The sequence below is a fragment of the Tessaracoccus defluvii genome (assembly GCF_014489575.1).
GTDB lineage: Bacteria > Actinomycetota > Actinomycetes > Propionibacteriales > Propionibacteriaceae > Arachnia > Arachnia defluvii.
Window position 1 is genome coordinate 2,897,355 of the sequence record NZ_CP060789.1, and the last position, 24,715, is coordinate 2,922,069.

The window sequence follows — 24,715 nt, forward strand, 5'->3', positions numbered from 1 at the left end:
AGGTGGACCAGCAGCAGGACGGGGCCGGCCCGGACGAGGGCCGGCCGGTGTCATCGTTGCCCGTGCCCGTCTATCGTGCGACCCCTCGGCCGCCCGTCGTCCCGCGGCCCCACCGCAACGCCGGCGCGGTGGATGCCGTGTTCATTCTCATCGCGCTCGGCTGTGCCGGGTGGCTGGCCGGGCGCTTCCTGATGGCCAGCTTCCAGCTCACATGGACCAGCATCATCCCCGTCCTCGGGTTCTACGGCCTGGTCGCCTACCTGCTGCTGCCCCGCCTGCACCAGGTGTTCACCGAGTTGTACGTGCCCAACTACTTCATCGGCCGCACCCGCACCGCAGACGGGCTGCTCGGCGACCCCGTCAACCTTGCCTTCGACGGCGACGAGGTCGACGTGCACGCCGCGATGCGCGCCGCCGGCTGGTCGATGGCCGACGAGATCACCATCGGCTCGAGCCTGCGGATGATCGCCTCCACGCTCCTTCGTCGCACATACAAGGAGGCTCCCGTCTCCAACCTGATGCTGTTCGGGCGGCGGCAGGACTTCACCTACCAGCAGGAGGTGGGCGGCGACGCGTCGAAGCGGCACCACGTCCGCTTCTGGAAGGTGCCTGACGGCTGGCTGCTGCCGGGCGGCCTGAAGGTGGACTGGCTGGCGGCCGGCACCTACGACCGCTCCGTCGGGCTGTCGCTGTTCACCGCGCAGGTGACCCACAAGATCGATCCCGACATCGACGCCGAGCGCGACTACATCATCGACACCATCCGCTACGCCGAGCCTGACCTCCCCGTCCGGACGATCGACAAGTTCTTCACGGCCTATCACGCCCGCAACGGCGGCGGCGACGCGATCCACACCGACGGTGACCTTCCCATCGTTGACACCTCTGCGTTCGTCGAGGGCGACTCGCGGCCCGATCTGCCGGGCCTGACCGCGGTGGTCGACGTCGGCATCGAGAAGCACCACATCCCTCCGGCGGGACTGCTGTTCGCCGGACTCATCTCGCTTCTGCGGACCGTCCAGACGGTCACGCTCTATCCGACGGTGCTGGCGGCCGTCCGCGGGGCGGGCGCGTCGCACGAGCTGGCCCTCGGCATCGCGTCGCTGGTGGCGCTGGTGCCGATCGCCTATCTGGCGCTGTGGCTGCTGACGCTGGCCCGGCGTCGCTGGGCGCGCACGCTGTTCATGGTGCTGCTGACCGCCGACGCCGTCTTTTCGCTGCTGGAGCCCGTGCCACTGGGCGCGGCCAGGCTGTTGACGCTGGGGACGGCGGCGCTGTCGGTGATGGCGCTGCTGATGGTGAGCGGGACGGCGGCACGCGCGTGGGTCGCCGAGGGCGACGCGAGACGGTAGGTGCCAGAGCCGTTTTCGGAACGGAACTTCTCGGGCAAGTGCAATCTGCGGGTCGGGCAAGGCCTTCACCGCAGGCTGGCGACAGAAGCGGCGGAAGAGCACATGAGCCTCAACCAGTACGTTGTGCGGCGCCTGTCCGAAGCCTCCTGACAGACCTCCTGCCCCGGCAAGCGTAAACAGCCCTCCCGAATCAGCCCGAAACGGCCGTAGACGCTTCTGGCCTCGGCGGTGCTGGCGGTACTGATGGCGAGCACTACGGGGACAGTCGCGTGGGCCGCCGAGCGCGACGCGAGACAGTGGCCGTGAGCAGCAGAAGAAGGGCGCCAGTGGGGATCCAGCGGGCGGTCAAACTTTCGACCCTTGCCGGAACTACGGACGGTAGTACAGACTGTGCCCAGTGGGCCGTGTTTGCTCGACGTCTGCAGCATTACGGGCTACATTATTGATAGGGATGAACAATGTACACCAATCTCCGGAGCTCTCAGGGACTATTGGCTCTGGTTGGGTACCTGATAGGTACTGCTTTCCCGGTGTGGGTCCGAATCATCATGTCATACGCCCCGGACACTCTTGGGTTGATTCTCACAACTCGGGCTCTTCCTTGGGCTATTGGGGCGCTTCTCGTGGCCTCGGCGGTTCCCCTTCTCGCCCGACGACTCCTACCGTGCCTCCTGACTCCTACCGTGCCTCCTCTTGGGTCTCGCCGGAAGCATGCCATTCAGTGTTCGTCTTGCTTTCAGTGGGTACTAGTGGCCTGTCGTTGAGACATGTTTACGTTTCCGGTCTATTCGGTCAAGAATCTGGTCGGGAATTTTGGTCCACATGAATGCTTGTTTGCGTCGGTTCCAACCGTTGATGAAGGTGCGGATCTTGCCTGTGAGGTCGCGGACCGAGGTGAAGGTCCCGCGCCGGATGGCTTGGCGTTCGATGATCCCGAACCAGACCTCGATCAGGTTCAGCCACGATCCGGAGGTCGGGGTGAAGTGCACGGTGATCCGTGGGTTCGCGGCGAGCCAGTCACGGACCTCGGCCTTCTTGTGAGTGGCGTAGTTGTCCATCACCAAATGCAGCTCCTGGGTCGGGTAGGCACGCGCCACATGCTTGAGGAACCCAAGGAACTCCTGATGCCGGCGCCGGTCCTTACACAGGCCGGTAACCTTCCCGGTGGCGACCTCCAACGCCGCGAACAGGGTGGTGGTGCCGTGCCGGACGTAGTCATGGGTGCGCTGCTCCGCATGGCCCGGCGCCATCGGCAGTGTCTTCTGAGTCCGGTTCAACGCCTGGATCTGCGACTTCTCATCCACGCACAACACGATCGCGTTGTCCGGCGGGGCCGAGATACAGGCCCACCACGTCGGTGACCTTGGCCACCAGCTCCGGATCGGTGGAGAACCTGAAGGACTCCGCCTTCCACGGGCGGACCCCGAACTCCTTCCACACCGCCGCGACGGTGGCATGGTCGACCCCCACACGCGGCGCCAGCAGCCGAGACGACCAGTGCGTCACCCCCAGGCTGGCCGGAGGCGGGTCCAGAGTCGCGGCGAGGATCGCAACCCGGTCGACCCGGCGGGGTCGCCCCGGGCGGCGCTCATCAGCCAAACCCTGAAGACCGCGCTCGGCGTAGCGGTCCCGCCACAGGTTCACCGTCGGCCTCGACACCCCCACCGTGTCGGCGATCACCTGGTTCCCGACCCCGTCAGCGGCCAGCAACACGATCCGCGCCCGCTGTGCCGTGGGGGCCATCACCGTCGCCGCCCGGGTCAGGCGCTCCAACTCGCCCCGATCGCCTTCACGTAACACCAGTGCCGGGGCTGTCCTGTTCGCCATGCCCAATTGTCCCACGCAACCGTAAAGTTACATCACCGACACGCCACTAGCGCCCCTGTTCGCCGTCGTCCAGCGGGTCGCCGCCGCTGTCACGACCGCGTACGGTGCCCAGGGATCTTTCACCGCCATCAACACGGTGGTCAGCCAGTCCGTCCCCCACCTGCATGTGCACGTGGTGCCGCGGACGAGGGGTGACGGCCTGCGCGGGTTCTTCTGGCCCCGGACCCGATACACCGAAGGCGAGCAGGCGGCCTACGCCGCCCGGCTGCGCGAGGCCCTCGCGGCCCCTCCGGAGGCGTCGGGCGGGTAGCCTCGCGGGCGTGAGGATCGCCACCTGGAACGTCAACTCCGCCAAGCAGAGGATGCCCCGACTGCTGCCCTGGCTGGAGGAACGCAAGCCGGACGTCGTCTGCCTCCAGGAGACCAAACTCACCGACGCCACCTTCGGTGAGCTCTTGGCGGGCCCCCTCGCGGAGCTGGGCTACGAGGCCGCGCACCACGGGTACGGCGGGTTCAACGGCGTTGCGTTGCTGTCCCGCGTCGGGCTGTCCGCCGTCGAGCGGGACTTTCCCGGCCAGCCCCGGTACGGGGGCGTCACTGAGGCCCGGGCCATCAGCGCCACCTGCGGCGGCGTGCGCATCCACAGCCTGTACGTGCCCAACGGCCGCGAGGTGGGCTCGGACCACTACGCCATCAAACTCGACTGGTTCGACGCCCTGGCGGCCGCGGTTGCCGCGGGACCGCCGGACGTGGCGCTGTGCGGGGACATGAACGTCGCGCCCGCCGACGCCGACGTGTTCGATCCCGCCGCCTACCTCGGCCACACCCACGTGACCGGACCCGAGCGGCAGCGGCTGGAAGCCTTCGGGCTGGTCGACGTCGTGCGGGCCCGCTGGCCGGAGCGCGAACGCGTGTTCTCCTACTGGGACTACCGCGCCGGAATGTTCCACCAGGATCTGGGAATGCGGATCGACCTGGTGCTGGCGTCGCAGCCGGTGGCGGACCGGGTCACGGCCGCCTGGGTGGACCGGGCTGCCCGGAAGGGCAAGCTGCCCAGCGACCACGCGCCGGTCATCGTCGACCTCGATGAGGCCCCCGACGGCGGCATCGGCCCCGTCGTGCCCCCGCCGTCGAACCCGAAACGGGGTGGCCGGACGAGGCTGCCTCAATCGAAGGACTGACGCGACGACGGCGCCGGTTCGGGGCTCATCCCTCCGAGGCTGCGGGCCGGCCGAGGCCGGTCCCGAGCCGCGCGATCCCCCGGTGCACGGCTCCCCGGAGGTTGCCGGCCCCCGACCGGTCGCCCGAGCCGATCAGGCTGGCGCTGACAATCCCGAACAGGGCGCCGACGGCCAACCGGACCGTCTCCACGTCGTCGTCGCCCGCCCCGGGCAGCACGTCGAGGACCCTGTCCCCCACCGCCACCCAGAGCTGCCACTGAGCCTCCCGGACGAAGGGCACCAGCTGGGGATGCCCGACAGCAAGCGCCGCGACCTCGGTCAGCGACCCGAAGGCACCCACCCGGATCTGGTGGTCAACCAGGTCGCTGACCAACGTGAGGGGATCGGCCGCGGTGGGCGGCTGCCACTCGCGCAGCGCCGCCTCCACCCGGTGCACGACCACCGCCGCGACCGCCGCCTCCTTGCACGAGTAGTAGTTGGAGAACGTCCGCCGCGACACCTCCGCCTCGGTCACCACGTCGTCCACCGTCACCTCGCCGAACCCGCGCTCGCGCACCTGGTCGAAGGCGGTGGCGGCGAGCCGCTGCGCCACGGCGGTGCGCTTCGCGTCGCGTAGTCCGGGTGCCATGGGTTCAGTGTCCCACCCCGGCCCCGACGGGCGCCTCCTCGCGTGGGGCGTCCTCCACCACCGCGTCGGCCACCTCTAGACGCGTGCCCTCGACGTCAACCTCGGGGAGGATCCGGTCCAGCCAACCCGGCAGCCACCAGGCGTGGTCCCCGGCCAGGTGCAGCACCGCCGGGATGAGCGCCATACGGATGACGAAGGCGTCGATGAGGATGCCGACGGCGAGCGCGAAGCCGAACTGCCGGATCATGGAATCCTCGCTGAGGACGAAGCCACCGAAGACGGAGACCATGATGATGGCCGCCGCGACGACGACCCGGCTCGCGTGATGGAAGCCGTCCACCACGGCCAGCCGCGCGGTCTCGCCGTGCACGTAGGCCTCGCGGATCGACGTGCCGAGGAACACCTGGTAGTCCATCGCCAGGCCGTAGAGGATGCCGGTGGCCATGATCGGCAGGAAGCTCAGTACCGGACCGGCCCGATCCACCCCCACGAGCCAGGTGAAGCTGGGATTGCCGAAGGCCGTCACGACGAGCCCCATGGTGGCGCCGATGGACAGGAGGAAGCCGGCGGTGGCGGCCAGCGGCACCACCACGGACCGGAACACCACGAGCAGCACGATCAGCGACAAAGCGGCCACGAGGGAGAGGTAGACGGGAATGGCCTCTGCGAGCGACTCGGACAGGTCGATGTTGATGGCGGTGAGCCCCGTGACGCCGATCCGCTCAACCCCGTCGAGTTCGGCGGCGCGCACTGCGGTGACCAGATCGGCCGTGCTCTCATCGGTGGGCCCGGCGTCCGGGACGACGGTGTAGAGCACGAGCGAGCGGTCCTCGGAGGTCCCCATCAGCTGGACGTTGGCAGCCGTCTCGTGCGTGGCGAGCTCGGACTGCCAGGCCTCCAGGCGGTCCTGATCCACAGCGGCCGCATCCGACGGCGTCAGCGCGACGATGAGCGGCGCGTTCGCCCCCTCCCCGAGGGCGTGGGTCACCGAGTCGTAGGCGACCCGCTGATCCGAGCCGGGCGCGGCCACCGCCCCCGACGGCATGCCGAGCTGCATCTGCGCGGCCGGCAGCGACAGGGCGCCCAGGCCCAGGACGATGAGCACGATCGTGAGGATCGGGCGCGCGGTGACGGCCTCTACCCAGCGCTTGGCCATCCGGCCGAACCGGGAGTGCTCGTGGCCGCGGTGGGCGCGCACCGGCTGGGTGCGTGCCCGACGCCCGCGCCCGAGCAGTCCCAGCAGGGCCGGTAGCGCGGTCAGCGACAGGGCGATGGCCAGGATGACGGTGACGGCTGCCGTGACCGCCATCGTGGAGACGAACCCCATGCCGAGCGTCAGCAGCCCGAGGAGCGCGATGACGACAGTGAGCCCGGCGAACAGGACGGCGCCTCCGGCGGTGGCGACGGCGCGGGCGGTGACCTCGACGGCGTCGAGCCCCAGCCTGGCCCGCAGGGAGCTGTGCTTGTGGATGATGAAGAGGGCGTAGTCGATCCCCACGGCCAGGCCCAGCATCAGCCCGAGCGCCGGCGTGGAGGTGGTCATCTCGAAGTTCGCGGACAGCGCGTAGGCGCCGCCCACCCCGATGAACACGCCGACCAGGGCGAGCAGGATGGGCAGGCCGGCCAGCGTGAGCGAGCCGAGGGTCAGAAGCAGCACGACGGCGGCGATGGCGAGGCCGATGGCCTCGCTCCCGCCGATGGGTGGCTCCATCGGCTGAAGGGCGCTGCTCGCGGCCACCGCGAGGCCCTTCCCCGCGACCTCTCCGTCGACGGCGGAAAGCAGGTCGTCGAGGCTGCCCTCGGGGAGATCGGAGATCTGCTCGGTGAGCTGGATGGAGGCGATGGCGACGGTGCCGTCGTCCGAGACGACGACCGTCCGACGCTCCCCGTCGGAGGCCACCAGTGAGGTTCCGCCCGGCGACGTGCCGTCCAGGAGTCCGTCCAGGCGGCCAAGGGCCTCGTCAGTGGCGGCCATGGCCGCGTCATCGACGGCCGCGGCAGGGTCGGTCATGCCCGGCTCGGGAGCCGGGAACCCGTCGACGGGGACGCCCATGGCCTGCAGCTCGGCCCGCAGCTGCCCGACCTCGGCGAAGAACGCGCCGGACTCGGCGATGAGCTGCTGGTCAGGGGCGGCGACGAGGGCGCGGGCGGTCGTCGTGACCTCGTTCAGCCGCGCGCCGAGCGCCGCCATTGATTCCTGTTGCGCCGGCGACGCGGCGGGTGCCCCGCTGGGGACTGCCCCTTCGAGGGCGGTGATCAACGACTTGAGCTGGGCACGGACCTCGTCGGCCACCTTGCCCTCGACGGTCGCGCGGACGGTGGTCTCCACCTCGGCGCGCTGCTCCTCCAGCCGGGCATCCCGGTCAAGGACGATGCCGGTGCCGACGGCCGCGTCGAGCGATCGGGAGATCGCGTCGGCGCGGTCAGGGCTGTCCACGCGCCCGCCGTCGTCGGCGGAGAAGACGAGGGTTCCCTGCGTGCCACCCGCCTCGGGGAGCGCCGCGGTGACCTCGTCCAGCACCAGCTGCGCGGGGCGTCGTCGAGGGTGAGGCGCGAGGAGATGGACGGGGTCTGCGTGAGGAGCAGGCCGACCACGGCAGCGATGACGAGCAGCCAGGCCGCGAGGAAAGCCAACGGCCGGGTGGCCGCCGTCCTGCCGAGGCGGTAGAGGAAGGCGGACATGCGGGGCCCTTCGGTCGATGACGGAGACGTCCCCACAGTAGGTGCCTTATTGCCCATTAGGCAAATTTGCCCATTGAGCATTCGGTTGCCGTTCTGCGTGCCCTGAGCCCGCTGACAGCTACACGCGGATCACCTCGAGAGCGCCCAGCTCACCGAGCACGTCGAACCCCGAGTCCTGAGTGACCACCGGCAGTCCGTTGGCCAGCGCCACGGCCGCGATCCACAGATCATTGATCCCCATTGATCGACCGGCCTCGTGCAGCTGCACCCGCAGCGACGCCCACTGCCTGGCCACCGCCCCGTCTACCGCCAGCGGCTCCAGGCCGGCGAGTCTCTCGACGGTGGCCAGCCTGGCCACGCGCGTCCGCGTGTCGGGCGCCGCCAACACGCCCGCCTGAAGCTCGGCGAGCGTCACGACGCAGACGTACGCCTCATCGGGAAGCGCGGCGGTGTCGAGTAGCCGACCCACTTCCCCAGCGATCCACACGCTGGTGTCCAGCAGACCGGCGCTCACCTGATGGGCCCGAGGTCTTCCGTGGAACCCGCGGAGATCCACCCGAGGTCCGCCTCAAGGGTGACGTCTACCCGCTGGGCGTGCACCAGGTCGATCAGGTCGGAGCGCTTCATTGCGACCGGCCTGCGCCTCGTGGGGCTCCGGATCTCGGCAACCGGCTCCCCATTCACCGTCACGGTGACGACGTCCCCAGCAGCGACGCGGTCCAGGACTGAGCGGGTGTGGTTGCGGAGGTCCCGGGAGGCGACGGTCGACATGTGCGTAACTGTAGCACTATCGCCACAGTCGCCCGGATCAGCGCAGCGGGCGCCCCTCCACGGAGGGACGCCCGTGCGTTCCGATGACCTGACCACGCGCCGGTCGCGGGGTCAGAGCCGGGAGCGGAACTCCTCGTGCTGCCGCCTCACGGCCGATGGCACCTTGGTGCCCATGCGGGCGAGGAAGACGTCGGTGTCGTCGGCCTCGGCGCTCAAGGCGGCGGCGTCGATCGCGAAGAGCGCGTCCCAGTCCTCGTCGCTCACGCCCGCAGCCTGGTAGTCGATCGCTGCATGGACAGGCACCAGACCGTACGGCGACTCCATCGCCGAGGTCTTCCCCTCGATGCGCTCGGTGATCCATGCGAGGGCGCGGGAGTTCTCGGAGAACCCGGGCCACAGGAAGCGGCCGTCCTCGCCCCGGCGGAACCAGTTGACCTGGAAGATCTGCGGCGCGTTGCCCGTCTCGCCGAGCCTCTCGCCGACGATGAGCCAGTGCTGCCAGTGGTCCGCCATGTGGGTGCCGGAGAAGGGCAGCATCGCGAACGGGTCGCGGCGCAGCTCGCCGAGGGTTCCCTCGGCGGCGGCCGTGCGCTCCGAGGCGAGCGTCGCACCCATGTAGACGCCGTGCTCCCAGTCCCTGGCCTGCGCCACGAGCGGGACGTTGGTGGCGCGTCGCCCGCCGAAGATGATGGCGTCGATCGGCACGCCTGCCGGGTCATCCCACGTGTCCGCGATCGACGGGCACAAGTGGGCGGCGACGGTGAAGCGCGAGTTGGGATGCGCCGCCGGGGTTTCGGAGTCGGGGGTCCAGTCGCGGCCCTGCCAGTCGGTCAGGTGCGACGGCGCCTCGTCCGTGAGGCCCTCCCACCAGACGTCGCCGTCGTCGGTGAGGGCGACGTTGGTGAAGACGGTGTCGCTCTCGATCGTCGCGATCGCGGTGGGGTTGGTGGAGTGACCGGTGCCGGGAGCCACCCCGAAGAAGCCGGCCTCAGGGTTGATGGCCCGCAATCGGCCGTCGGGGCCCTGCGCCATCCAGGCGATGTCGTCGCCGATGGTCTCGACCGTCCAGCCGGGGATGGAGGGACGCAGCATCGCGAAGTTCGTCTTGCCGCAGGCGCTGGGGAACCCGGCGGCCACATGGAACGTGCGGCCCTCGGGGTTCGTCGCCTTGAGCAGGAGCATGTGGGCGGCCAACCACCCCTCCTCCTCGCCGATCTTCGAGGCGATACGCAGCGCGAACCCCTTCTTGGCGAGGATGGCGTTGCCCCCGTAGGCCGAGCCGAAGGACCAGATCTCGCGGCTCTCCGGGTAGTGAACGATGTACTTGGTCTCGTTGCACGGCCAGACCACGTCCTCCTCGCCGGGCAGCAGAGGCGCGCCGACGGAGTGCACCGCCGGGACCCACTCCGTGCGCGGGCCGATCTGCGCAAGCGCGGCGGCGCCCATCCGGGTCATGATGCCGGTGCTGATCACGACGTAGGGCGAGTCGGTGACCTGGACCCCGAGGCGGGCGAGAGGGCTCCCCACCGGCCCCATGGAGAACGGGACGACGTACATGGTGCGCCCACGCATCGCCCCCGGAACAGGCCGCTCAAGGTCTCGCGCATCTCCGACGGCGGGCCCAGTTGTTGGTGGGGCCGGCGTCATCCTCGCGCTCTGAGCAGATGAAGGTCCGGGACTCCACCCGGGCCACGTCGCTCGGGTTGGAGCGGGCCAGGTAGCTGTTGGGGCGCTTGGCGGGGTTGAGCTTGATGAGGGTGCCTGCCGCCACGGACTCGTCGAGCATCCGCTGGCGCTCCTCGGCGGAGCCGTCGCACCAGAGGATGCGCTCCGGCTGGGTCAGCTCGGCGATCGAATCCACCCACTCGACGATGCGGGAGTCGGCGTTATCGGGTGCGTGGCGGGTGAACGTGGCGGTGGCGGTCATGAGATTCTCCAACCTTGTGGGTGTCGCTTCGGTGCGGGATGAGCTTGTGGCTTCACCATACGGAAGGGGACCCGGGGTTCTACTGGTCAGATTGCTGTGAACTTCGGCAGTTCTTCGCGTATGGTGAACTGCATGGCAGATCTCTCCACGCTGGGGCGGCGCATCCGGCATTTCCGCACCAAGGCCGGCCTGACGCTGGAAGAACTGGGAGAGATCACGGGGACGGCTCCCAGCCAGCTGTCCATGGTGGAGAACGGCCACCGCGAACCCCGCCTGTCGCTGCTGGAGGCCATCGCAGCAGCCCTGAGCGTGACCGCCTCGGATCTGCTGGCCGCCGAGCCCCCGTCGCCGCGGGCCGCGCTTGAGATCGAACTCGAGAAGGCCCAGGCCGCCCCTGCGTACCGGGAGCTCGGCCTGCCCCTCCTGCGCCCTTCGCGGGCGATGTCCGACGCGACGCTGAAGACGATCGTCGGCCTGCACCGCGAACTCGACAGGCGCGCCCGGATGGCCATCTCAACGCCTGAGGAGGCGCGGCGAGCCAACACCCAGCACCGGACGACGATGCGGGAGCGGAACAACCACCTGCCTGAGATCGAGCTGATCGCGGAGCAGGCAACCAAGGCAGTGCGGCACACGTCTGGCGCCCTGACCCACCGCACGGTCGCGGAGATGGCCAAGCGGGTGGGGCTGACCATCGTGCACACCGACGACCTCCCCCACTCGGCGCGTGCCGTCGTGGACCTCGAGCACGGCCGCATCTACATCCCGCCGGCCTCCATCCCCGGCGGACACGGGCTGCGATCGCTGGCGCTGCAGGCCATGGCCAACACCGTGCTCGAGCATGAGGCGCCGGCCGACTACGCCGACTTCCTCCGCCAGCGCCTCGAGGCCAGCTACTTCGCCGCGGCGTGCCTGATGCCCCGCGCCGCCTCCGTCGACTTCCTGGAGCGCGCGAAGCGGGAGCGCAACATCGCGATCGAGGACTTCCGCGACACCTTCGGGGTCACCCACGAGGGCGCGGCGCTGCGGTTCACCAACCTGGCCACCCACTACCTGGGGATCACGCTTCACTACCTGCGGGTCAACGGCGACGGCACCGTCGTGGGTGCCTATGAGAACGACGGTCTTCCGCTGCCCCAGGACGCGACCGGTTCGACGGAGGGCGAGGTGGTCTGCCGCCACTGGAGCGCGCGAAAGGCGTTCGCGCGTGCCACCCGCACCAGCGAGCACTACCAGTACACGGACACGCCTGCCGGCACCTTCTTCGAGTCGACGCAGACCGGGACCGGCGCAACGGCGGAGTTCTCCATCACACTGGGCGTGCCCTATGCCGAGTCGAAGTGGTTCCGGGGGCGCGAATCACAGCAGCGCGAGGTATCGACGTGCCCAGACGCGCGATGCTGCCGCAGGCCGGAGGATGGGCTCTCGGAGCGCTGGAGGGGGCAGGGGTGGGCGTCCCCCAGGGTGCGGACCCACCTGTTCGCTCCCCTGCCGCAGGGGACCTATCCGGGTGTGGACGATCGCGAACTCTACGAGTTCCTGGAGGCGCACGCGCACGACTGAGCCGTCGGCGTGGCCCACCGACGGCACCTCACGTCTGGGCGTTGGCCAGATCCTCCGGGTACACGACGTCGATCTCGTCGATCGTGGTGGCAAAGTCCCTGCGATTGTTGGTGAGGAACCGGTCAGCACCTGACGCGACGGCAGTGGCCAGATGTACCGCGTCCGCCGCCCGTAGTCTGTAGGTGACGGCCAGCGCGACGGCGAGTCGCGCCGTCGCCTCGTCCACCGGGCGAAGCTCCAGCCGACCGAGGAGGCCGGCCAGCGCCTTGACCTCGGCGGAGTCGGGGTCTTCCCTCAGCGGCTTGGTCAGCACCTCTGGCAGGAGCAGGACTGAGCCGATGCCGACGGGCCCCTCACCTTCGACGGCGAACAACGAGGCCACAGGCACCCCAAGAGGGTGACCATCGGCTGCCGCGTAGATGAGCACATCAGCGTCGAAAGCAGTGAGGAGTGTCATCGGCCGGACCGTGCGTCACGGACCGCATCAACGAGCTCCTCCGCCCGCTCGGGCGAGATGACGGGGCGCTGCATCGGCTCGCTGCGGGTCGAGTCCAGGAGGCCCGCGATCCGCTCAGCCTCATCCCATACCTTCGACGCACGGCGCGCTTTGAGCACGTCCGGACGAACCAGGACGGCGACCACCCGGCCGTGCCTGGTGATCGACACCTCCTCGCCGGCCTCGACACGGTCGAGCTGCTCCGGAAGGGTCTGGCGTGCAGTGCTCACGCTGATTCTCGACATGGCGCAATCGTACATGCTTGTACATATCTGTACCTACGGTTTCCGGTCGTGATCCGTCACGCTCCCAGAAGCCCAAGGGGAATCACGGCCACCCCGTCTGGTCTGCGGTAGGCGTACTTACCGGTGGTGACGACCACCAGGTCCGCGACATCGTCGGGCATCTGGTCTCGAAGCCATAGCAGGTGGCGAACGTCGGCATCCCCCACCGTCGCAGACAGCTTGACCTCTATCGCGACGACCTGGCCGTCCAGTCCCTCGACGACAAGATCGATCTCCCTGTCCCCTCGCGATGTGCGCAGGTGCCCGATCCGGGCGCGGTGGACCTGAGCTGCAACCCGGACCGTCAGCGTCACAAGGGACTCGAACAGAGGGCCCGCCATGAACGCGCCGCGCGGGCTCAGCAGGGCGTCGCTTGTCTCCCGACTCTCTACGCTACTGTCTTTCAGCCTTCAACGCTGGCCGGTAACCTTCCCGGTGGCGACCTCCAACGCCGCGAACAGGGTGGTGGTGCCGTGCCGGACGTAGTCATGGGTGCGCTGCTCCGCATGGCCCGGCGCCATCGGCAGTGTCTTCTGAGTCCGGTTCAACGCCTGGATCTGCGACTTCTCATCCACGCACAACACGATCGCGTTGTCCGGCGGGGCCGAGATACAGGCCCACCACGTCGGTGACCTTGGCCACCAGCTCCGGATCGGTGGAGAACCTGAAGGACTCCGCCTTCCACGGGCGGACCCCGAACTCCTTCCACACCGCCGCGACGGTGGCATGGTCGACCCCCACACGCGGCGCCAGCAGCCGAGACGACCAGTGCGTCACCCCCAGGCTGGCCGGAGGCGGGTCCAGAGTCGCGGCGAGGATCGCAACCCGGTCGACCCGGCGGGGTCGCCCCGGGCGGCGCTCATCAGCCAAACCCTGAAGACCGCGCTCGGCGTAGCGGTCCCGCCACAGGTTCACCGTCGGCCTCGACACCCCCACCGTGTCGGCGATCACCTGGTTCCCGACCCCGTCAGCGGCCAGCAACACGATCCGCGCCCGCTGTGCCGTGGAGGCCATCACCGTCGCCGCCCGGGTCAACCGCTCCAACTCGCCCCTATCGCCTTCACGTAACACCAGTGCCGGGGCTGTCCTGTTCGCCATGCCCAATTGTCCCACGCAACCGTAAAGTTACATCACCGACACGCCACTAGCGAGGCGGACCACGCGCGTCGGGCACCCCGCCTCCGGACGCCCATTCCTCCTCGGCTAGGGTCGATACAGGAGGAACCCCCTATGAGCGTCAACTCCACACCACACACGATTCAGGTCGGCCCGCCGTCCCGACCGACCCGACGGCGTGAGCCACACCGCCTGCCCTCCTGGGGGCTCAAGACCGCGATGGCCGTCTCCGGTGCGCTGTGGGCCTTCTTCGTCGCGGTCCATCTCTTCGGCAACCTCAAGATCTTCGCCGGCGCGGAGGCCTTCAACGGCTACTCGGCGTGGCTGCGGGTGGCGTTCTACCCGCTGCTGCCAGAGGAGTCCGTCCTCTGGGCGCTGCGGGTCGCGCTCGTCGTCGGCCTGGTGGTCCACGTCGGGTGTGCCGCGCTGCTGTGGGCCCGCGCCAGACGTGCCCGCGGGCCCCACCGGGCCAGGATCCGCGGCGCCCGCTCCGTCGGCGCCTGGCTGATGCCCGTCACGGGCATCGGCGTCCTCGCCTTCCTGGTCATCCACCTGCTCGACCTGACGCTAGGCACCCAGCCGATCGCCGCGTCGACCTACGTACACGCCGACGCCTACGCGAACCTCGTCGCCAGCTTCCAGCGGCCCTGGTCGGCCACGTTCTACGTCGCGATCATGGTGCTGCTGTCGGTCCACCTCGCCAAGGGGTTCACCACCATGGCGGCAGACCTCGGCGTCATGGGGCGCCGCTGGCGGGCGGCACTGGTCGCCGTCGGCGGTCTGCTGGCGCTCGCCGTCCTGCTCGGCAACGGCGCGATCCCCATCCTCGTCCAGCTCGGAGTGATCGCATGAACTGGCTGCACCGCCGCACCAAGCCCGACGCCGCACCGGCCCCCGAGTCCGCCTGGCGGGCGCCCCGCGCGAAGGTCGACGGCGTCCGCGTGGGCCGGCGTCTCGACGGCGGGGTCCCGGACGGCGACCCGGCCACCGCCTGGGAACGCCGCCGCTCCGCATACCGCCTGGTCAGCCCGCTGAACACGAAGAAGTTCACCGTCGCGGTCGTCGGTACCGGCCTGGCCGGCGCGGGCGTCGCCGCGGCGCTGGGCGAGCTCGGCTACAACGTCCACGCCTTCACGTACCACGACTCCCCCCGGAGGGCGCACTCCGTCGCCGCGCAGGGTGGCATCAACGCCGCCCGCGGCCGCAAGGTCGACGGCGACTCGCTACACCGCTTCGTTGTCGACACCGTCAAGGGTGGCGACTTCCGCGCCCGTGAGGCGGAGGCGTACCGGCTGGCGCAGGAGTCGGTCCGCGTGATCGACCACATGAACGCGATCGGCGCGCCCTTCGCCCGCGAGTACGGCGGCATGCTCGCCACGCGCTCCTTCGGCGGGGTCCAGGTCTCCCGCACCTACTACACGCGAGGCCAGACCGGCCAGCAGTTGCAGATCGCCGGCGCACAGGCGCTGCAGCGGCAGGTGGCCCGCGGCACCGTCTCCCTGCACGAGCGCACCGAGATGCTCGACCTCATCGTCGACGACGGCGAGTGCCGCGGCGTCGTCGTCCGCGACCTCGTCACGGGCCAGGTGTGGGCGCAGCCGGCGCACGCCGTCGTGCTCGCCACGGGCGGCTACGGCTCCATCTACTTCCATTCGACGCTCGCGATGAACTCCAACGCGACCGCCGTCTGGCGGGCGGTGCGGGCCGGGGCCTACCTGTCGCACGCGTCGTTCGTGCAGTTCCATCCGACGGCGCTGCCGATCTCGTCGCACTGGCAGTCGAAGACGATCCTGATGTCCGAATCGCTGCGCAACGACGGCCGGATCTGGGTGCCGAAGCGTGCGGGCGACGACCGTGCGCCCGCCGACATCCCCGAGGACGAGCGCGACTACTACCTGGAGCGGAAGTACCCGTCGTTCGGGAACCTTTCGCCCCGCGATATCTCCTCGCGGGCCGCCAAGGAGCAGATCGACGCCGGTCGCGGCGTGGGGCCTCTGCGTAACTCCGTCTACCTCGACTTCTCCGACGCGCTGCAGGCACACGGCCGCGACGTCATCGCAGCCCGCTACGGCAACCTGTTCGACATGTACCACCACGCCACCGGCGAGGACCCGTACAGCGTGCCGATGCGGATCGCGCCGGGCGCCCACTTCACGATGGGTGGCCTGTGGTCCGACTACGACCAGATGACCTCCATCCCAGGCCTCTTCGTCGGCGGCGAGGCAAGCTGGGCGTACCACGGGGCGAACCGGCTGGGCGCGAACTCGCTGCTGTCGGCCTGCGTCGACGGCTGGTTCACGCTGCCGTTCTCCATCCCGAACTACCTGTCCGGGCGTCTCGGCACCCGGCTGCCCGGGGCCGACGACGCGTGTGTGCGCGACGCCGTCGCCCGGGTGACGGCCCGCACCGACGCGCTGCTGGCAGTCGGAGGCGAGCGTGCGCCGTCGCACTTCCACCGCGAGCTGGGCGAACTCATGTACCGGCACGTCGGGGTTGAACGAACCGCGGACGGGCTCCGCGCCGCGATCGACGGGATCCGGGAGCTGCGGAGCCGGTTCTGGCGCGAGGTCCGCGTCCCCGGCACCGGCGCCGAGCTGAACCAGTCGCTCGAGAAGGCCGGCAGGATCGCCGACTTCCTCGAGCTGGGCGAGCTGATGGCCGTCGACGCGCTCGACCGGCAGGAGAGCGCCGGTGCCCACTTCCGCAGCGAATACCAGGACGCCGGCGAGGCCCGACGAGACGACGAGCGGTGGGCGTTCGCGTCGGCCTGGGAGGTCGACGCCGATGACGCGGCCGGCGGGCTGCGCCTGACCCGGCACGCCGAGCCGCTGACATTCACCGCTGTCCCCCTGGCCACGAGGAGCTACACGTGAAGCTGACCATCGAAGTCTGGCGGCAGGCCCATCGCGACGCCGAGGGCCGCTTCGAGCGGCACGACATCGACGGCGTCGAGCCCCACCTGTCGGTGCTCGAACTCCTCGATGCGCTCAACGAGCAGCTGATCGACTCGGGCAACGACCCGGTCGCGTTCGAGTCGGACTGCCGCGAAGGCATCTGCGGGGCCTGCGGGGTCACCGTCGACGGCGCCGTGCACGGACCGGAGGACAACGTGCCGAGCTGCCACCAGAGGCTCGTCGGCTATCCCGACGGCGCCACCGTCCGGATCGAGCCGCTGCGCTCTGCCACCTTCCCCGTGCTGCGCGACCTGGTCGTCGACCGGGGTGCCTTGGACGATCTCGTCCGCGCAGGAGGGCACGTCGCCGTCAACGCCGGCACCGCCCCGGACGCGGACACCGTCCCGGTCCCGGAGGACGTGGCGGAGGCGTCGCTCGACTTCGCGGCCTGCATCGGCTGCGGCGCCTGCGTCGCCGCCTGCCCCAACGGCGCGGCCCACCTGTTCGCCGGCGCCAAGCTGACACACCTCGCGCTGCTGCCCCTCCCGGCGCTGGAGCGCACGCGCCGGGCGAAGGCGCTGGTCGGGGAGTTGGACGAACTGTTCGGCCCCTGCTCCCTGTACGGCGAATGCGAACAGGCCTGCCCGGCGGGGATCCCGCTGACGGCGATCGCTGCGGTCAACCACGAACGTTTCCTGGCGGGGACCCGGCGCCGACTGTGACCCCTCACCGGTCAGCTGAGGCACCCCACTAGTAAGGTCACGACATGGACAACAGCGTCGTACCGGCCCAGGGTGGCGCCTTCCGCACCGTCCGTCATCCCTGGGGAACGGTCGTCCACCGCACCGATACCGGGAGACCGGTCTCCGTGTATCACTCGAAGTCCACCCCGGCCGCCGACTACCTGGCCCGCGTCGAGCACAGCCCGCTGACCTGGCCACGCAGCTGGGAGGAGGCCGTCTTCGGCGTGGGCGCACCGATCATCGCGACGGCGATCGGCGTCAGCAGCGGGGCCCCCGCCTTCTGGCCGCTTCTTCTCGGCGTCGGCGCCGGGGTCGCAGGCGCGTTCCTCGCCCGGCCGCTCGCTGCGCGCGCGACGACCGCCCGACGCCTGGACGCAGGGAGAGCGGTCGGCGCACTCGTCGCCACCGGCAACGACGAGCTCATCGCCGCGGCCATCGACCCCGTCATCAGCTTCGACGTCGACCCTGCCGGGGCGGTCGACCTGGTCGCTGAGCTGGACGCCGCCTGGCGGGCTGCCGAGGCGAGCTCCGTTCACGAGAAGGCGGGGGTCATCGCCGCGCTCCGCGACACCGCTGCTCACTTCCCGACCACGGACGGGCAGGTCGCCACGATCCGCAGCGAGTTGCGCAGCATGCGTCGCTCACTGGCGAGCTTGGACACCGCGAAGCGTGAACTCGATGCCGCGACGTCGACCGCGGACCTGCTCGACCCGGTCCCACCGCGAGGCATCGACGCCCTGCGGGCAGCGACGCAGGCCATCGAGGAGGATGCGGAGGTGGTGCGCGCCGTCGTCGACGAGCAGACGGCCGCCCGCCCACCGCTGTCCTAGGTGTGACCGGCCTAGGCCAGGAGGTGCGGAATCACCACTCCGCGACCGACCCGTCGGCGTGCCGCCAGATCGGGTTGCGCCACCGGTGCCCCTCCTTCGCCCGCTCGGCGACGTACTCCTCGTCGATCTCAATGCCCAGCCCGGGCCCCAGCGGGATGTCGACGGCGCCGTCGCTGTAGGCGAACACGGACGGGTCGACCAGGTAGTCGAGCAGGTCGTTGTTGGTGTTGTACTGGATGCCGAGGCTCTGCTCCTGGATGGCGGCGTTGTGGCTGACGGCGTCGATCTGTAGGCAGGTGGCCAGGGCGATGGGGCCGAGCGGGCAGTGCAGGGCAATGGCGACGTCGTGGGCCTCCGCCATCGCGGCGATCTTCACCGTCTCCGTGATCCCGCCCGAGTGGCACGGGTCGGGCTGGAGGATGTCGACGACGCCGAGGGCGAGGATGTCGCGGAAGTCCCAGCGGGAGTACTTCCGCTCGCCCAGCGCGATGGGCATGGGGGCGCCGCGCAGCACGTCCAGCGAGGGTCCGAGGTTCTCGGTGAGCACCGGCTCCTCGACGAACATGAGGTCGTAGGGTTCGAGCGCCCGCAGCAGCGGCTTGACCATGGGGCGGTGGACGCGGCCGTGGAAGTCGACGCCGATGCCGACGTTGCCGCCGACGGCCTCCCGGACGGCGGCGACGTTCTCCGCCGCGTGGGCGACCTTGTCACGGGTGTCGATGTAGGCCATCTCCTCCGTGCCGTTCATCTTGACGGCGCGGAAGCCCCGCTCGACGGCGCCGCGGGCGGCATCGGCGGTGTCGGAGGGCCGGTCACCCCCGATCCACGAGTAGACGCCGATCCGGTCACGGACCCGGCCGCCGAGCAGGTCGTGCACCGGCAGGCCCAGCGCCTTGCCCTTGATGTCCCACAGTGCCTGGTCGATCCCGGCGATCGCGCTCATGAGGATGGGGCCGCCGCGGTAGAAGCCGCCCCGGTACATGACCTGCCACAGGTCGTTGATGCGGCGCGGATCCTGCCCGATCAGGTAGTCGGACAGCTCCTCGACGGCGGCGGCGACGGTCGCTGCGCGGCCCTCGACGACGGGTTCGCCCCAGCCGACGACGCCGTCGTCGGTCTCGATCCGCAGGAAGCACCAGCGGGGCGGGACGAGATAGGTGGTGAGTTTGACGATCTTCACTGGAGGCCTCCTGCAGCGGTGACGAGGCCGATGGCGCGGCGACGCACCTGGTCGGCGTCGTCGCCGGGGCGGTAGAGGCCGCCGCCGATCCCGACGCCGGCGGCGCCGGCAGAGCGCCAGGCGTCGAGGTTGTCGACGGCGACGCCGCCGACGGCGAGCACGGCCGCCTCCGGGGGCAGCACGGCCTTCCACGCTTTCAGCCCGGCAGGGCCGATGGTCTCGCCGGGGAAGGCCTTGATGCTGCGGGCGCCGGCCGCCAGGGCGGCGAACGCTTCCGTGGGGGTGGCGACGCCGGGGATCGGTTCGAGCCCGAGCTCGAGCGCCCGGGCGACGACGGTGGGGTTCAGGTTGGGGGAGACGATCAGCGTCCCACCGGCCGCGCCGCACGCGTCGACCTGGGCCACGTCGAGCACCGTGCCGGCGCCGACGCGGCAGTCGTCGGGCAGTACCTCGCGGATCAGGCCGATGGAGGAGAACGGATCGGGCGAGTTGAGCGGCACCTCGACCTCCCGGATCCCCGCCTCCAGGAGGGCTGCGGCGATGGCGGGCGCCTCGGCGGGAGTGATGCCCCGCAGGATGGCGACGAGACGGAAGCCCGGTGGTGGCTGCATGGATCAGTCCTTGGCGTCGAGGGCGCGGCTGGTGGAGAAGAAGTGGTCGCGGAAACCCTCCGCGTCGACGGCACGGGCGACGCGGGCGTTCGGCGACGGCGGATCGGGAGCGCCGAGCAGGTCGGTGATCGCGGCGCCGCGGCCCACGGAGGTGCCGTCGAGCACCGTGACATGGGCCGGAACCCAGTCCACCAGGTCGGGTCGGGTGACGACGGCGACCGCAAGCGGATCGTGCAGGGCACAGGACTCTCCGGCCCCCAGGGCACTGGGATGACGCTCGGCGAGGTGGTCTATCCAGGCGGTGGTGTAGCGGCCGGCGAAGCGCTGGAACCCGCGCCCCTCGGCCGCCATAGCCTCCGCCTCGGCGCGGGTGAGCCGCACCCTGGACGTCACGTCGAGCCCCACGAGCCGGATCGGTGCCCCGGAGCGGAGGACCGCGTTGGCCGCCTCCGGGTCGATGAGGAAGTTGAACTCGCCGGGGCGGCGCAGTTCGTGGGTGTGCCCGAAGTAGACGCCGCCCATGATCACGACCTCCCGGACCTGCGTGGGCAGGTCCGGGTTCAGGCTGATGGCCGCCGCCAGGTTCGTGAGCGGGCCGATCGCGACGATGGTGATCTCGCCCGGGCGTTCTGACACCAGTTCGGCGATCCGCGCTGCCGCGGGCCCAGGATCGGCCTCGTGGCGCCCGAAGGCGGCCCGGATCTGCTCAGGCGCGCCCCGGCGCAGTTCGGGATGGCACAGCGGAGCCGCGGCACCTCGGTGGACGGGGACGTGCCTGCGGTCGAGGAGCTCGAGGAGTTCCTTGGCGAGCAGGACGGCGCTCTCGACGTCGGCGTTGCCGCCCACGCAGGTGACGGCGACCAGGTCGAGCCCCGGGTCGGCGAGGGCCAGAGCGAGCGCGAACCCGTCGTCGATGTCGGAGCCCGGCACCCCCATGGCCAGGTCGGTGTCGAGGATGACGGGGAGTGCCGGGGTCGGCATCGGTCTACCGCCTCACCACGCGTAGGCCTCGGGCGCGGCGCCGCCCGGGCCGGGGAAGATCTCGTCGAGCCGGGCCAGAGCAGCGTCGTCGAGTTCGATCTCGACGGCGTGCAGGGCCGACTCGAGCTGCTCCATGGTGCGGGGTCCGATGATGGGGCCGGTGACGCCGTCCTGGTGGAGGAGCCAGGCCAGCGCGACGTCGCCGGGCTTCTCCCCGAGCTCGTCGCAGAACGCCTCCCACGCCTCGAGCTGGGGACGCCGGGCCTCGATCTTGCTGAGCATGTCGGCCGACGCGCGGCGCCCGGTCTCGAGCTTGCGGAGGACGCCGCCGAGCAGCCCGCCACCGAGCGGCGACCAGGGGATGACGCCGAGGCCGTACTCGCGGGCCGCGGGCAGGACCTCGAGCTCGACGGTGCGCTCCGTCAGGTTGTACAGCGACTGCTCGCTGACAAGGCCCAACGAGCCGCGGGCCATGGCCGTCTCGCTGGCGGCGGCGATGTGCCAGCCGGCGAAGTTCGAGGAGCCGACGTATACGATGTCGCCCGCCTGCACGAGGCGGTCCATCGACTGCCACACCTCGTCCCACGGTGTGGCGCGGTCGATGTGGTGCATCTGGTAGAGGTCGATGACGTCGGTCTGGAGGCGGGCCAGCGAGGCGCGGACCTCGCGTCGCACCGCCAGGGCGGAGAGGCCGCCGTCGTTGGGGCGGTCGGCCGACGTCATCCAGCCGAACACCTTCGTGGCCAGGACGACGTCGTCGCGGCGACCGGTCGTGGCGAACCAGCGGCCGATGATCTCCTCGGTGTAGCCGCGACGCCCGGCGCCGCCGTAGGCGTTGGCCGTGTCGAAGAAGTTGATGCCCGCGTCGAGGGCCCGGCTCATGATGGCGTGCGAGTCAGCCTCCGAGGTTTCGGGGCCGAAGTTCATGGTTCCCAGTACGAGGCGCGAGACCTTCGCGCCGGTCCGGCCGAGGTGGGTGTACTGCATGGCTGCGTCCTTCGTCGTTGGAGGTGGTCAGCCATCACGCTACCGGGTCCGGGCCGCCCTCCGGGGACCGGCCCATGGCTTCTGCCTGCCGGACTGCGCGACGACTACGCCGAACGCGACGAGGGCGCCGCCGACGCCGAGGGCCCACCAGGGGAACCCGGGGATCTCCGGGCGGGAGCCGGCGCGCTCCACGTCGGCGATGGGTGTGGGCGTGACCCGTTCGCCGGTGACAAGGTAACGGTGGGTGTTGATGCCGAGCGGGGTGCAGGTGACGAGCGTGACCAGATCCTCGCCGAAGCGCGGCACGAGGGCCTGCGTCTCCTGGGGTTCGATGGTCTGCGTCTCGATGACCTGATAGGTGAAGACCTCGCCGAACACCTCGATGGTGAACGTCTCACCCAGCTTCACCTTGCCGAGGTCGTCGAACATCTTCGCGGACGGGAGGCCCCGGTGCGCCGTCAGGACGGAGTGCTGCGACTCGCCTCCCACGGGCAGCGATGTGCCCTGCAGGTGGCCGACGCCCTTTTCGAGGACGGCGTCGGTGGTGCCGTGGTAGATGGGAAGGTCGACCTGGATGGAGTCGATGCGGAGCCGGGCCATCATCGAGTTTCCGGCGTCGAGCATGGCGTAGTAGTCAAGGTTGCCCTCGACGGTGCCCTCTCCCGTCGGGACGTTGCTGCCGGGCGCGACCAGGGCCCCGCCGGTGAGAGCTGCGTTGTACTCGCGGGCGCGGGCGATCGCCTCGTCGAGACGGTTGAGCGGCTGCTCATCGACTGCCCTGTCGATGTCGACGATGATCTTGGACTGGTTGTACTGGGCCACCCAGCTTGCGGTGCTGGGGTAGAGCATGACGAGCACACCCACAAGACCGACCAACGCCAGGGCCGCGGTGGCCCAGGGCATGCGCCAGCCGAGGCGTTGGTCGGGGTTCTCCGGCAGGGGGCAAACCGGAGGTTTGTGGGTGCGGTCACGTCATCCTTTGCGCGGGGTGGTGGGGAGGGGCGCTCGTCGCCCCTCCCCCCTCCTCGTGGCGGTTTCCGGTCAGTTGGCCGACTGACGGCGACGCAGGGCGGTGCCGCCCGCGATCGCGCCGAGGACCAGGACGAGGCCGGTGGCGCCGAAGACGGCGGTGCCGACGCCGCCGGTCAGCGGCAGACCGGGGACCGTCTGCTTGGTGTTATCAACGGTCACGGCGAGACTGGCGTTGTCGGCCGTGGTGATGGTCACCGTCTGCGGCGCGGCGTTGGCGACGTAGCCGACCGGGGCGACCGACTCGTAGAGGCAGTAGTTGCGAGTCGGGTTGGCGATCGGGGTGGCGGAGTTGGCGATGAACAGGCCGAGCGGCGACTCGGCCGGAGTGGCACTGTCCCACTTGACGACGCCGTCGGTGCCCGAGGTACCGGTGGCGATCGCCCCGGAGGTGGGCATGTCAGCCGGGCAGAGCCCTTCGACCTGGGCGAACACCTTGAACTCGGCGCCGGCCAGCTTGGCCTTGGAGCTGACGTCCTGCTTCGTAACCGTCAGGTTGCCCCAGTAGGAGTAGGGCTCCGTCTCGGTGGTCTGCGGCTTGTCGTTGAAGCTGACGGTGGCGTCGTTGGTGATCGTGCCGGCGGTGGTGTTGTCCGCAGCGACGCTGGTCACGGTGGTCACCAGCTCCACGGAGAGCTTCTTGCCCTGGTTGGCCTTGAGCTTGGAGAGGCCGGACTCGCTGAGAACCCAGGTCAGCTTGCCGTTGACGTTGGTGAAGGCGTAGTCGGCGGCGACAAGCTGGTCGCCGGTGACGTTCTCGATGACCGGGGCCCCGCTCTTGTAGGTGAGGCGCGGGTCGAGCTGATCGACGATCGACGCCTCGGTGAAGGTCGACCCGACGCCCGAGAGGGTCGGGATCGTCTGCGCAATGGTCCACGTGATGTCGGCATCCACAACCAGATCAACCTGATCGAGTCCGATGGTCTTGGTCGGCTTGTCGGCCGTGGCGTTCTTCGGGTAGACGTTGACGTTGTAGAGCCAGTCCGTGGGAGCCGTCTCGCTGGCCCCCTGCTTGCTCGCGAACGGGATGGTGACGTAGAACGGCAGGGCCCGATCGATGACGTTCGCCGGGGCGTTCGTCTCGGTGACGTAGTAGAGGCCGAGGGCCAGGGCGTCGAAGGTCGCTTCACCCGAGACATCAGTCGTCTTGGAGACAGCCGAGCCAGCGGCGCAGAGCTTGCCCTCCTCGGCCGATGTCGCCGGAGCGCCGGGGTTCGGCCCCACCGCGAGCTGGGCTGCGGTCCAGCCGGCGTTCGTGGTCAGGTCGATGGCGACACAGGCGCCGCCCGTCCACACGCCCACGCGCTGGACGGTGAACTCGACCCCCGGAAGTGCGGTGCCGGGAGCCGGGTCCAGCAGCGTGCCGTTCCCGCGCGTGCCCTCCGTCCCGACGCGCTTGTGGACGATGATCGACCCCTGATCGGGGGCGCCCTCCTGGCCCGGGCCGGGATCCGCGTATGCGACGCCCCCCAGTAATCCTGCCGCCGCCAGAGCGATAGCCCCCACGCCGGCTGCGAGTCGCCGAAGCGATGTGTTCTCGAACATGCCGTTCCTTCTTTCTCTCCTACGGCCGATCGGCCGGTCAGGTTCTTGGTTGTTTCGCCGTCCTATGGGTACGGCGGGTAGACGCGGC

23 protein-coding genes and 3 pseudogenes are annotated in these 24,715 nt (G+C 70.1%); 9 read left to right on the plus strand and 17 right to left on the minus strand.

The window, feature by feature from the left end:
• Positions 1-2 precede the first annotated feature (2 nt).
• Both H9L22_RS19055 and H9L22_RS13770 read left to right on the plus strand, forming a co-directional pair.
• A complete protein-coding gene (locus H9L22_RS19055; RefSeq protein ID WP_226965869.1) occupies positions 3-1,352 on the plus strand; it encodes an LssY C-terminal domain-containing protein in 1,350 nt (449 codons plus the stop codon).
• Positions 1,353-1,502 (plus strand): annotated as a pseudogene (locus H9L22_RS13770) (toxin-antitoxin system HicB family antitoxin); the annotation flags it as partial.
• Positions 1,503-2,098: 596 nt separating this feature from the next.
• Here the strand turns inward: H9L22_RS13770 and H9L22_RS13775 are convergent.
• Positions 2,099-3,179: pseudogene (locus H9L22_RS13775) on the minus strand (IS630 family transposase).
• A 31-nt stretch (positions 3,180-3,210) separates the two neighbouring features.
• On the opposite strand from H9L22_RS13775, the gene H9L22_RS13780 reads away from it, so the two are divergent.
• Both H9L22_RS13780 and H9L22_RS13785 read left to right on the plus strand, forming a co-directional pair.
• A complete protein-coding gene (locus H9L22_RS13780) occupies positions 3,211-3,489 on the plus strand; it encodes an HIT family protein (protein WP_264292630.1) in 279 nt (92 codons plus the stop codon).
• Positions 3,490-3,499: 10 nt separating this feature from the next.
• Positions 3,500-4,360 carry an exodeoxyribonuclease III gene (locus tag H9L22_RS13785; RefSeq protein ID WP_226965870.1) on the plus strand — a complete coding sequence of 287 codons (861 nt, stop codon included), beginning with the start codon at positions 3,500-3,502 and terminating at the stop codon, positions 4,358-4,360.
• Positions 4,361-4,385: 25 nt separating this feature from the next.
• On the opposite strand, the gene H9L22_RS13790 is transcribed toward H9L22_RS13785, so the two are convergent.
• From H9L22_RS13790 to H9L22_RS19805, 6 genes are all read right to left on the minus strand, one after another.
• Complete coding sequence (locus tag H9L22_RS13790; protein WP_187720426.1) at positions 4,386-4,988, minus strand: TetR/AcrR family transcriptional regulator; 603 nt, start codon at positions 4,986-4,988, stop codon at positions 4,386-4,388.
• A gap of 4 nt (positions 4,989-4,992) precedes the next feature.
• On the minus strand, positions 4,993-7,509 hold the full coding sequence (locus tag H9L22_RS13795; RefSeq protein WP_187720427.1) for an MMPL family transporter: 2,517 nt from the start codon (positions 7,507-7,509) through the stop codon (positions 4,993-4,995).
• A gap of 279 nt (positions 7,510-7,788) precedes the next feature.
• Entirely contained in the window at positions 7,789-8,184 is a 396-nt protein-coding gene (locus H9L22_RS13800) for a type II toxin-antitoxin system VapC family toxin (protein ID WP_187720428.1), read from the minus strand.
• Positions 8,181-8,441, minus strand: coding sequence for a type II toxin-antitoxin system Phd/YefM family antitoxin (locus H9L22_RS13805; RefSeq protein WP_187720429.1), 261 nt, complete (start codon positions 8,439-8,441; stop codon positions 8,181-8,183). The genes H9L22_RS13800 and H9L22_RS13805 overlap by 4 nt, the downstream gene beginning before the upstream one ends.
• Before the next feature lie 111 nt (positions 8,442-8,552).
• Positions 8,553-9,998 carry a phosphoenolpyruvate carboxykinase (GTP) gene (locus H9L22_RS13810; protein ID WP_264292462.1) on the minus strand — a complete coding sequence of 482 codons (1,446 nt, stop codon included), beginning with the start codon at positions 9,996-9,998 and terminating at the stop codon, positions 8,553-8,555.
• Positions 9,999-10,032: 34 nt separating this feature from the next.
• A complete protein-coding gene (locus H9L22_RS19805) occupies positions 10,033-10,368 on the minus strand; it encodes a hypothetical protein (RefSeq protein WP_264292463.1) in 336 nt (111 codons plus the stop codon).
• Positions 10,369-10,500: 132 nt separating this feature from the next.
• Between H9L22_RS19805 and H9L22_RS13815 the strand changes: the two genes are divergently transcribed.
• Positions 10,501-11,931: an XRE family transcriptional regulator gene (locus tag H9L22_RS13815; RefSeq protein WP_187720430.1), complete on the plus strand. Its 1,431-nt coding sequence runs from the start codon at positions 10,501-10,503 to the stop codon at positions 11,929-11,931.
• A 28-nt stretch (positions 11,932-11,959) separates the two neighbouring features.
• On the opposite strand, the gene H9L22_RS13820 is transcribed toward H9L22_RS13815, so the two are convergent.
• From H9L22_RS13820 to H9L22_RS13835, 4 genes and pseudogenes are all read right to left on the minus strand, one after another.
• A complete protein-coding gene (locus H9L22_RS13820) occupies positions 11,960-12,388 on the minus strand; it encodes a type II toxin-antitoxin system VapC family toxin (RefSeq protein WP_187720431.1) in 429 nt (142 codons plus the stop codon).
• Positions 12,385-12,687 carry a type II toxin-antitoxin system Phd/YefM family antitoxin gene (locus tag H9L22_RS13825; protein ID WP_320060547.1) on the minus strand — a complete coding sequence of 101 codons (303 nt, stop codon included), beginning with the start codon at positions 12,685-12,687 and terminating at the stop codon, positions 12,385-12,387. The genes H9L22_RS13820 and H9L22_RS13825 overlap by 4 nt, the downstream gene beginning before the upstream one ends.
• Before the next feature lie 41 nt (positions 12,688-12,728).
• Positions 12,729-13,118 carry a DUF4143 domain-containing protein gene (locus tag H9L22_RS13830; protein ID WP_226966326.1) on the minus strand — a complete coding sequence of 130 codons (390 nt, stop codon included), beginning with the start codon at positions 13,116-13,118 and terminating at the stop codon, positions 12,729-12,731.
• 15 nt (positions 13,119-13,133) lie between these two features.
• Positions 13,134-13,809: pseudogene (locus H9L22_RS13835) on the minus strand (IS630 family transposase); the annotation flags it as partial.
• A gap of 132 nt (positions 13,810-13,941) precedes the next feature.
• Here H9L22_RS13835 and H9L22_RS13840 point away from each other — a divergent pair.
• Genes H9L22_RS13840 through H9L22_RS13855 form a run of 4 tightly spaced genes read left to right on the plus strand, consistent with a single transcriptional unit; the run spans position 13,942 to position 18,294 of the window.
• Entirely contained in the window at positions 13,942-14,679 is a 738-nt protein-coding gene (locus H9L22_RS13840) for a succinate dehydrogenase cytochrome b subunit (protein ID WP_226965872.1), read from the plus strand.
• Positions 14,676-16,700 (plus strand): fumarate reductase/succinate dehydrogenase flavoprotein subunit, encoded by a 2,025-nt coding sequence (locus H9L22_RS13845; protein ID WP_187720433.1) that lies wholly within the window; start codon positions 14,676-14,678, stop codon positions 16,698-16,700. Before H9L22_RS13840 ends, H9L22_RS13845 begins: the two co-directional genes overlap by 4 nt.
• Positions 16,697-17,443, plus strand: coding sequence for a succinate dehydrogenase/fumarate reductase iron-sulfur subunit (locus tag H9L22_RS13850; RefSeq protein ID WP_187720434.1), 747 nt, complete (start codon positions 16,697-16,699; stop codon positions 17,441-17,443). The genes H9L22_RS13845 and H9L22_RS13850 overlap by 4 nt, the downstream gene beginning before the upstream one ends.
• 44 nt (positions 17,444-17,487) lie before the next feature.
• On the plus strand, positions 17,488-18,294 hold the full coding sequence (locus tag H9L22_RS13855; RefSeq protein ID WP_187720435.1) for a hypothetical protein: 807 nt from the start codon (positions 17,488-17,490) through the stop codon (positions 18,292-18,294).
• Positions 18,295-18,325: 31 nt separating this feature from the next.
• On the opposite strand, the gene dgoD is transcribed toward H9L22_RS13855, so the two are convergent.
• From dgoD to H9L22_RS13885, 6 genes are all read right to left on the minus strand, one after another.
• Positions 18,326-19,474, minus strand: coding sequence for a galactonate dehydratase (dgoD, locus tag H9L22_RS13860; protein WP_187720436.1), 1,149 nt, complete (start codon positions 19,472-19,474; stop codon positions 18,326-18,328).
• Positions 19,471-20,085: a 2-dehydro-3-deoxy-6-phosphogalactonate aldolase gene (locus tag H9L22_RS13865; RefSeq protein WP_187720437.1), complete on the minus strand. Its 615-nt coding sequence runs from the start codon at positions 20,083-20,085 to the stop codon at positions 19,471-19,473. Before H9L22_RS13865 ends, dgoD begins: the two co-directional genes overlap by 4 nt.
• A 3-nt stretch (positions 20,086-20,088) precedes the next feature.
• Positions 20,089-21,066 (minus strand): nucleoside hydrolase, encoded by a 978-nt coding sequence (locus tag H9L22_RS13870; RefSeq protein ID WP_187720438.1) that lies wholly within the window; start codon positions 21,064-21,066, stop codon positions 20,089-20,091.
• Between the two features lie 12 nt (positions 21,067-21,078).
• On the minus strand, positions 21,079-22,053 hold the full coding sequence (locus tag H9L22_RS13875; protein ID WP_187720439.1) for an aldo/keto reductase: 975 nt from the start codon (positions 22,051-22,053) through the stop codon (positions 21,079-21,081).
• A 39-nt stretch (positions 22,054-22,092) separates the two neighbouring features.
• A complete protein-coding gene (locus H9L22_RS13880; protein WP_187720440.1) occupies positions 22,093-22,956 on the minus strand; it encodes a class C sortase in 864 nt (287 codons plus the stop codon).
• A gap of 138 nt (positions 22,957-23,094) precedes the next feature.
• A complete protein-coding gene (locus H9L22_RS13885) occupies positions 23,095-24,627 on the minus strand; it encodes a SpaH/EbpB family LPXTG-anchored major pilin (RefSeq protein ID WP_187720441.1) in 1,533 nt (510 codons plus the stop codon).
• Positions 24,628-24,715 lie beyond the last annotated feature (88 nt).

Coding starts and splice junctions, on each gene's coding strand:
- H9L22_RS13790 (WP_187720426.1), bottom strand. CDS start 4,988: ATGGCACCCGGACTACGCGACGCGAAGCGCACCGCCGTGGCGCAGCGG.
- H9L22_RS13865 (WP_187720437.1), bottom strand. CDS start 20,085: ATGCAGCCACCACCGGGCTTCCGTCTCGTCGCCATCCTGCGGGGCATC.
- H9L22_RS13845 (WP_187720433.1), top strand. CDS start 14,676: ATGAACTGGCTGCACCGCCGCACCAAGCCCGACGCCGCACCGGCCCCC.
- H9L22_RS13870 (WP_187720438.1), bottom strand. CDS start 21,066: ATGCCGACCCCGGCACTCCCCGTCATCCTCGACACCGACCTGGCCATG.
- H9L22_RS13875 (WP_187720439.1), bottom strand. CDS start 22,053: ATGCAGTACACCCACCTCGGCCGGACCGGCGCGAAGGTCTCGCGCCTC.
- H9L22_RS13855 (WP_187720435.1), top strand. CDS start 17,488: ATGGACAACAGCGTCGTACCGGCCCAGGGTGGCGCCTTCCGCACCGTC.
- H9L22_RS13840 (WP_226965872.1), top strand. CDS start 13,942: ATGAGCGTCAACTCCACACCACACACGATTCAGGTCGGCCCGCCGTCC.
- H9L22_RS13820 (WP_187720431.1), bottom strand. CDS start 12,388: ATGACACTCCTCACTGCTTTCGACGCTGATGTGCTCATCTACGCGGCA.
- H9L22_RS13885 (WP_187720441.1), bottom strand. CDS start 24,627: ATGTTCGAGAACACATCGCTTCGGCGACTCGCAGCCGGCGTGGGGGCT.
- H9L22_RS13805 (WP_187720429.1), bottom strand. CDS start 8,441: ATGTCGACCGTCGCCTCCCGGGACCTCCGCAACCACACCCGCTCAGTC.
- H9L22_RS13880 (WP_187720440.1), bottom strand. CDS start 22,956: ATGCCCTGGGCCACCGCGGCCCTGGCGTTGGTCGGTCTTGTGGGTGTG.
- H9L22_RS13825 (WP_320060547.1), bottom strand. CDS start 12,687: ATGTACGATTGCGCCATGTCGAGAATCAGCGTGAGCACTGCACGCCAG.
- H9L22_RS13810 (WP_264292462.1), bottom strand. CDS start 9,998: ATGTACGTCGTCCCGTTCTCCATGGGGCCGGTGGGGAGCCCTCTCGCC.
- H9L22_RS19805 (WP_264292463.1), bottom strand. CDS start 10,368: ATGACCGCCACCGCCACGTTCACCCGCCACGCACCCGATAACGCCGAC.
- H9L22_RS13815 (WP_187720430.1), top strand. CDS start 10,501: ATGGCAGATCTCTCCACGCTGGGGCGGCGCATCCGGCATTTCCGCACC.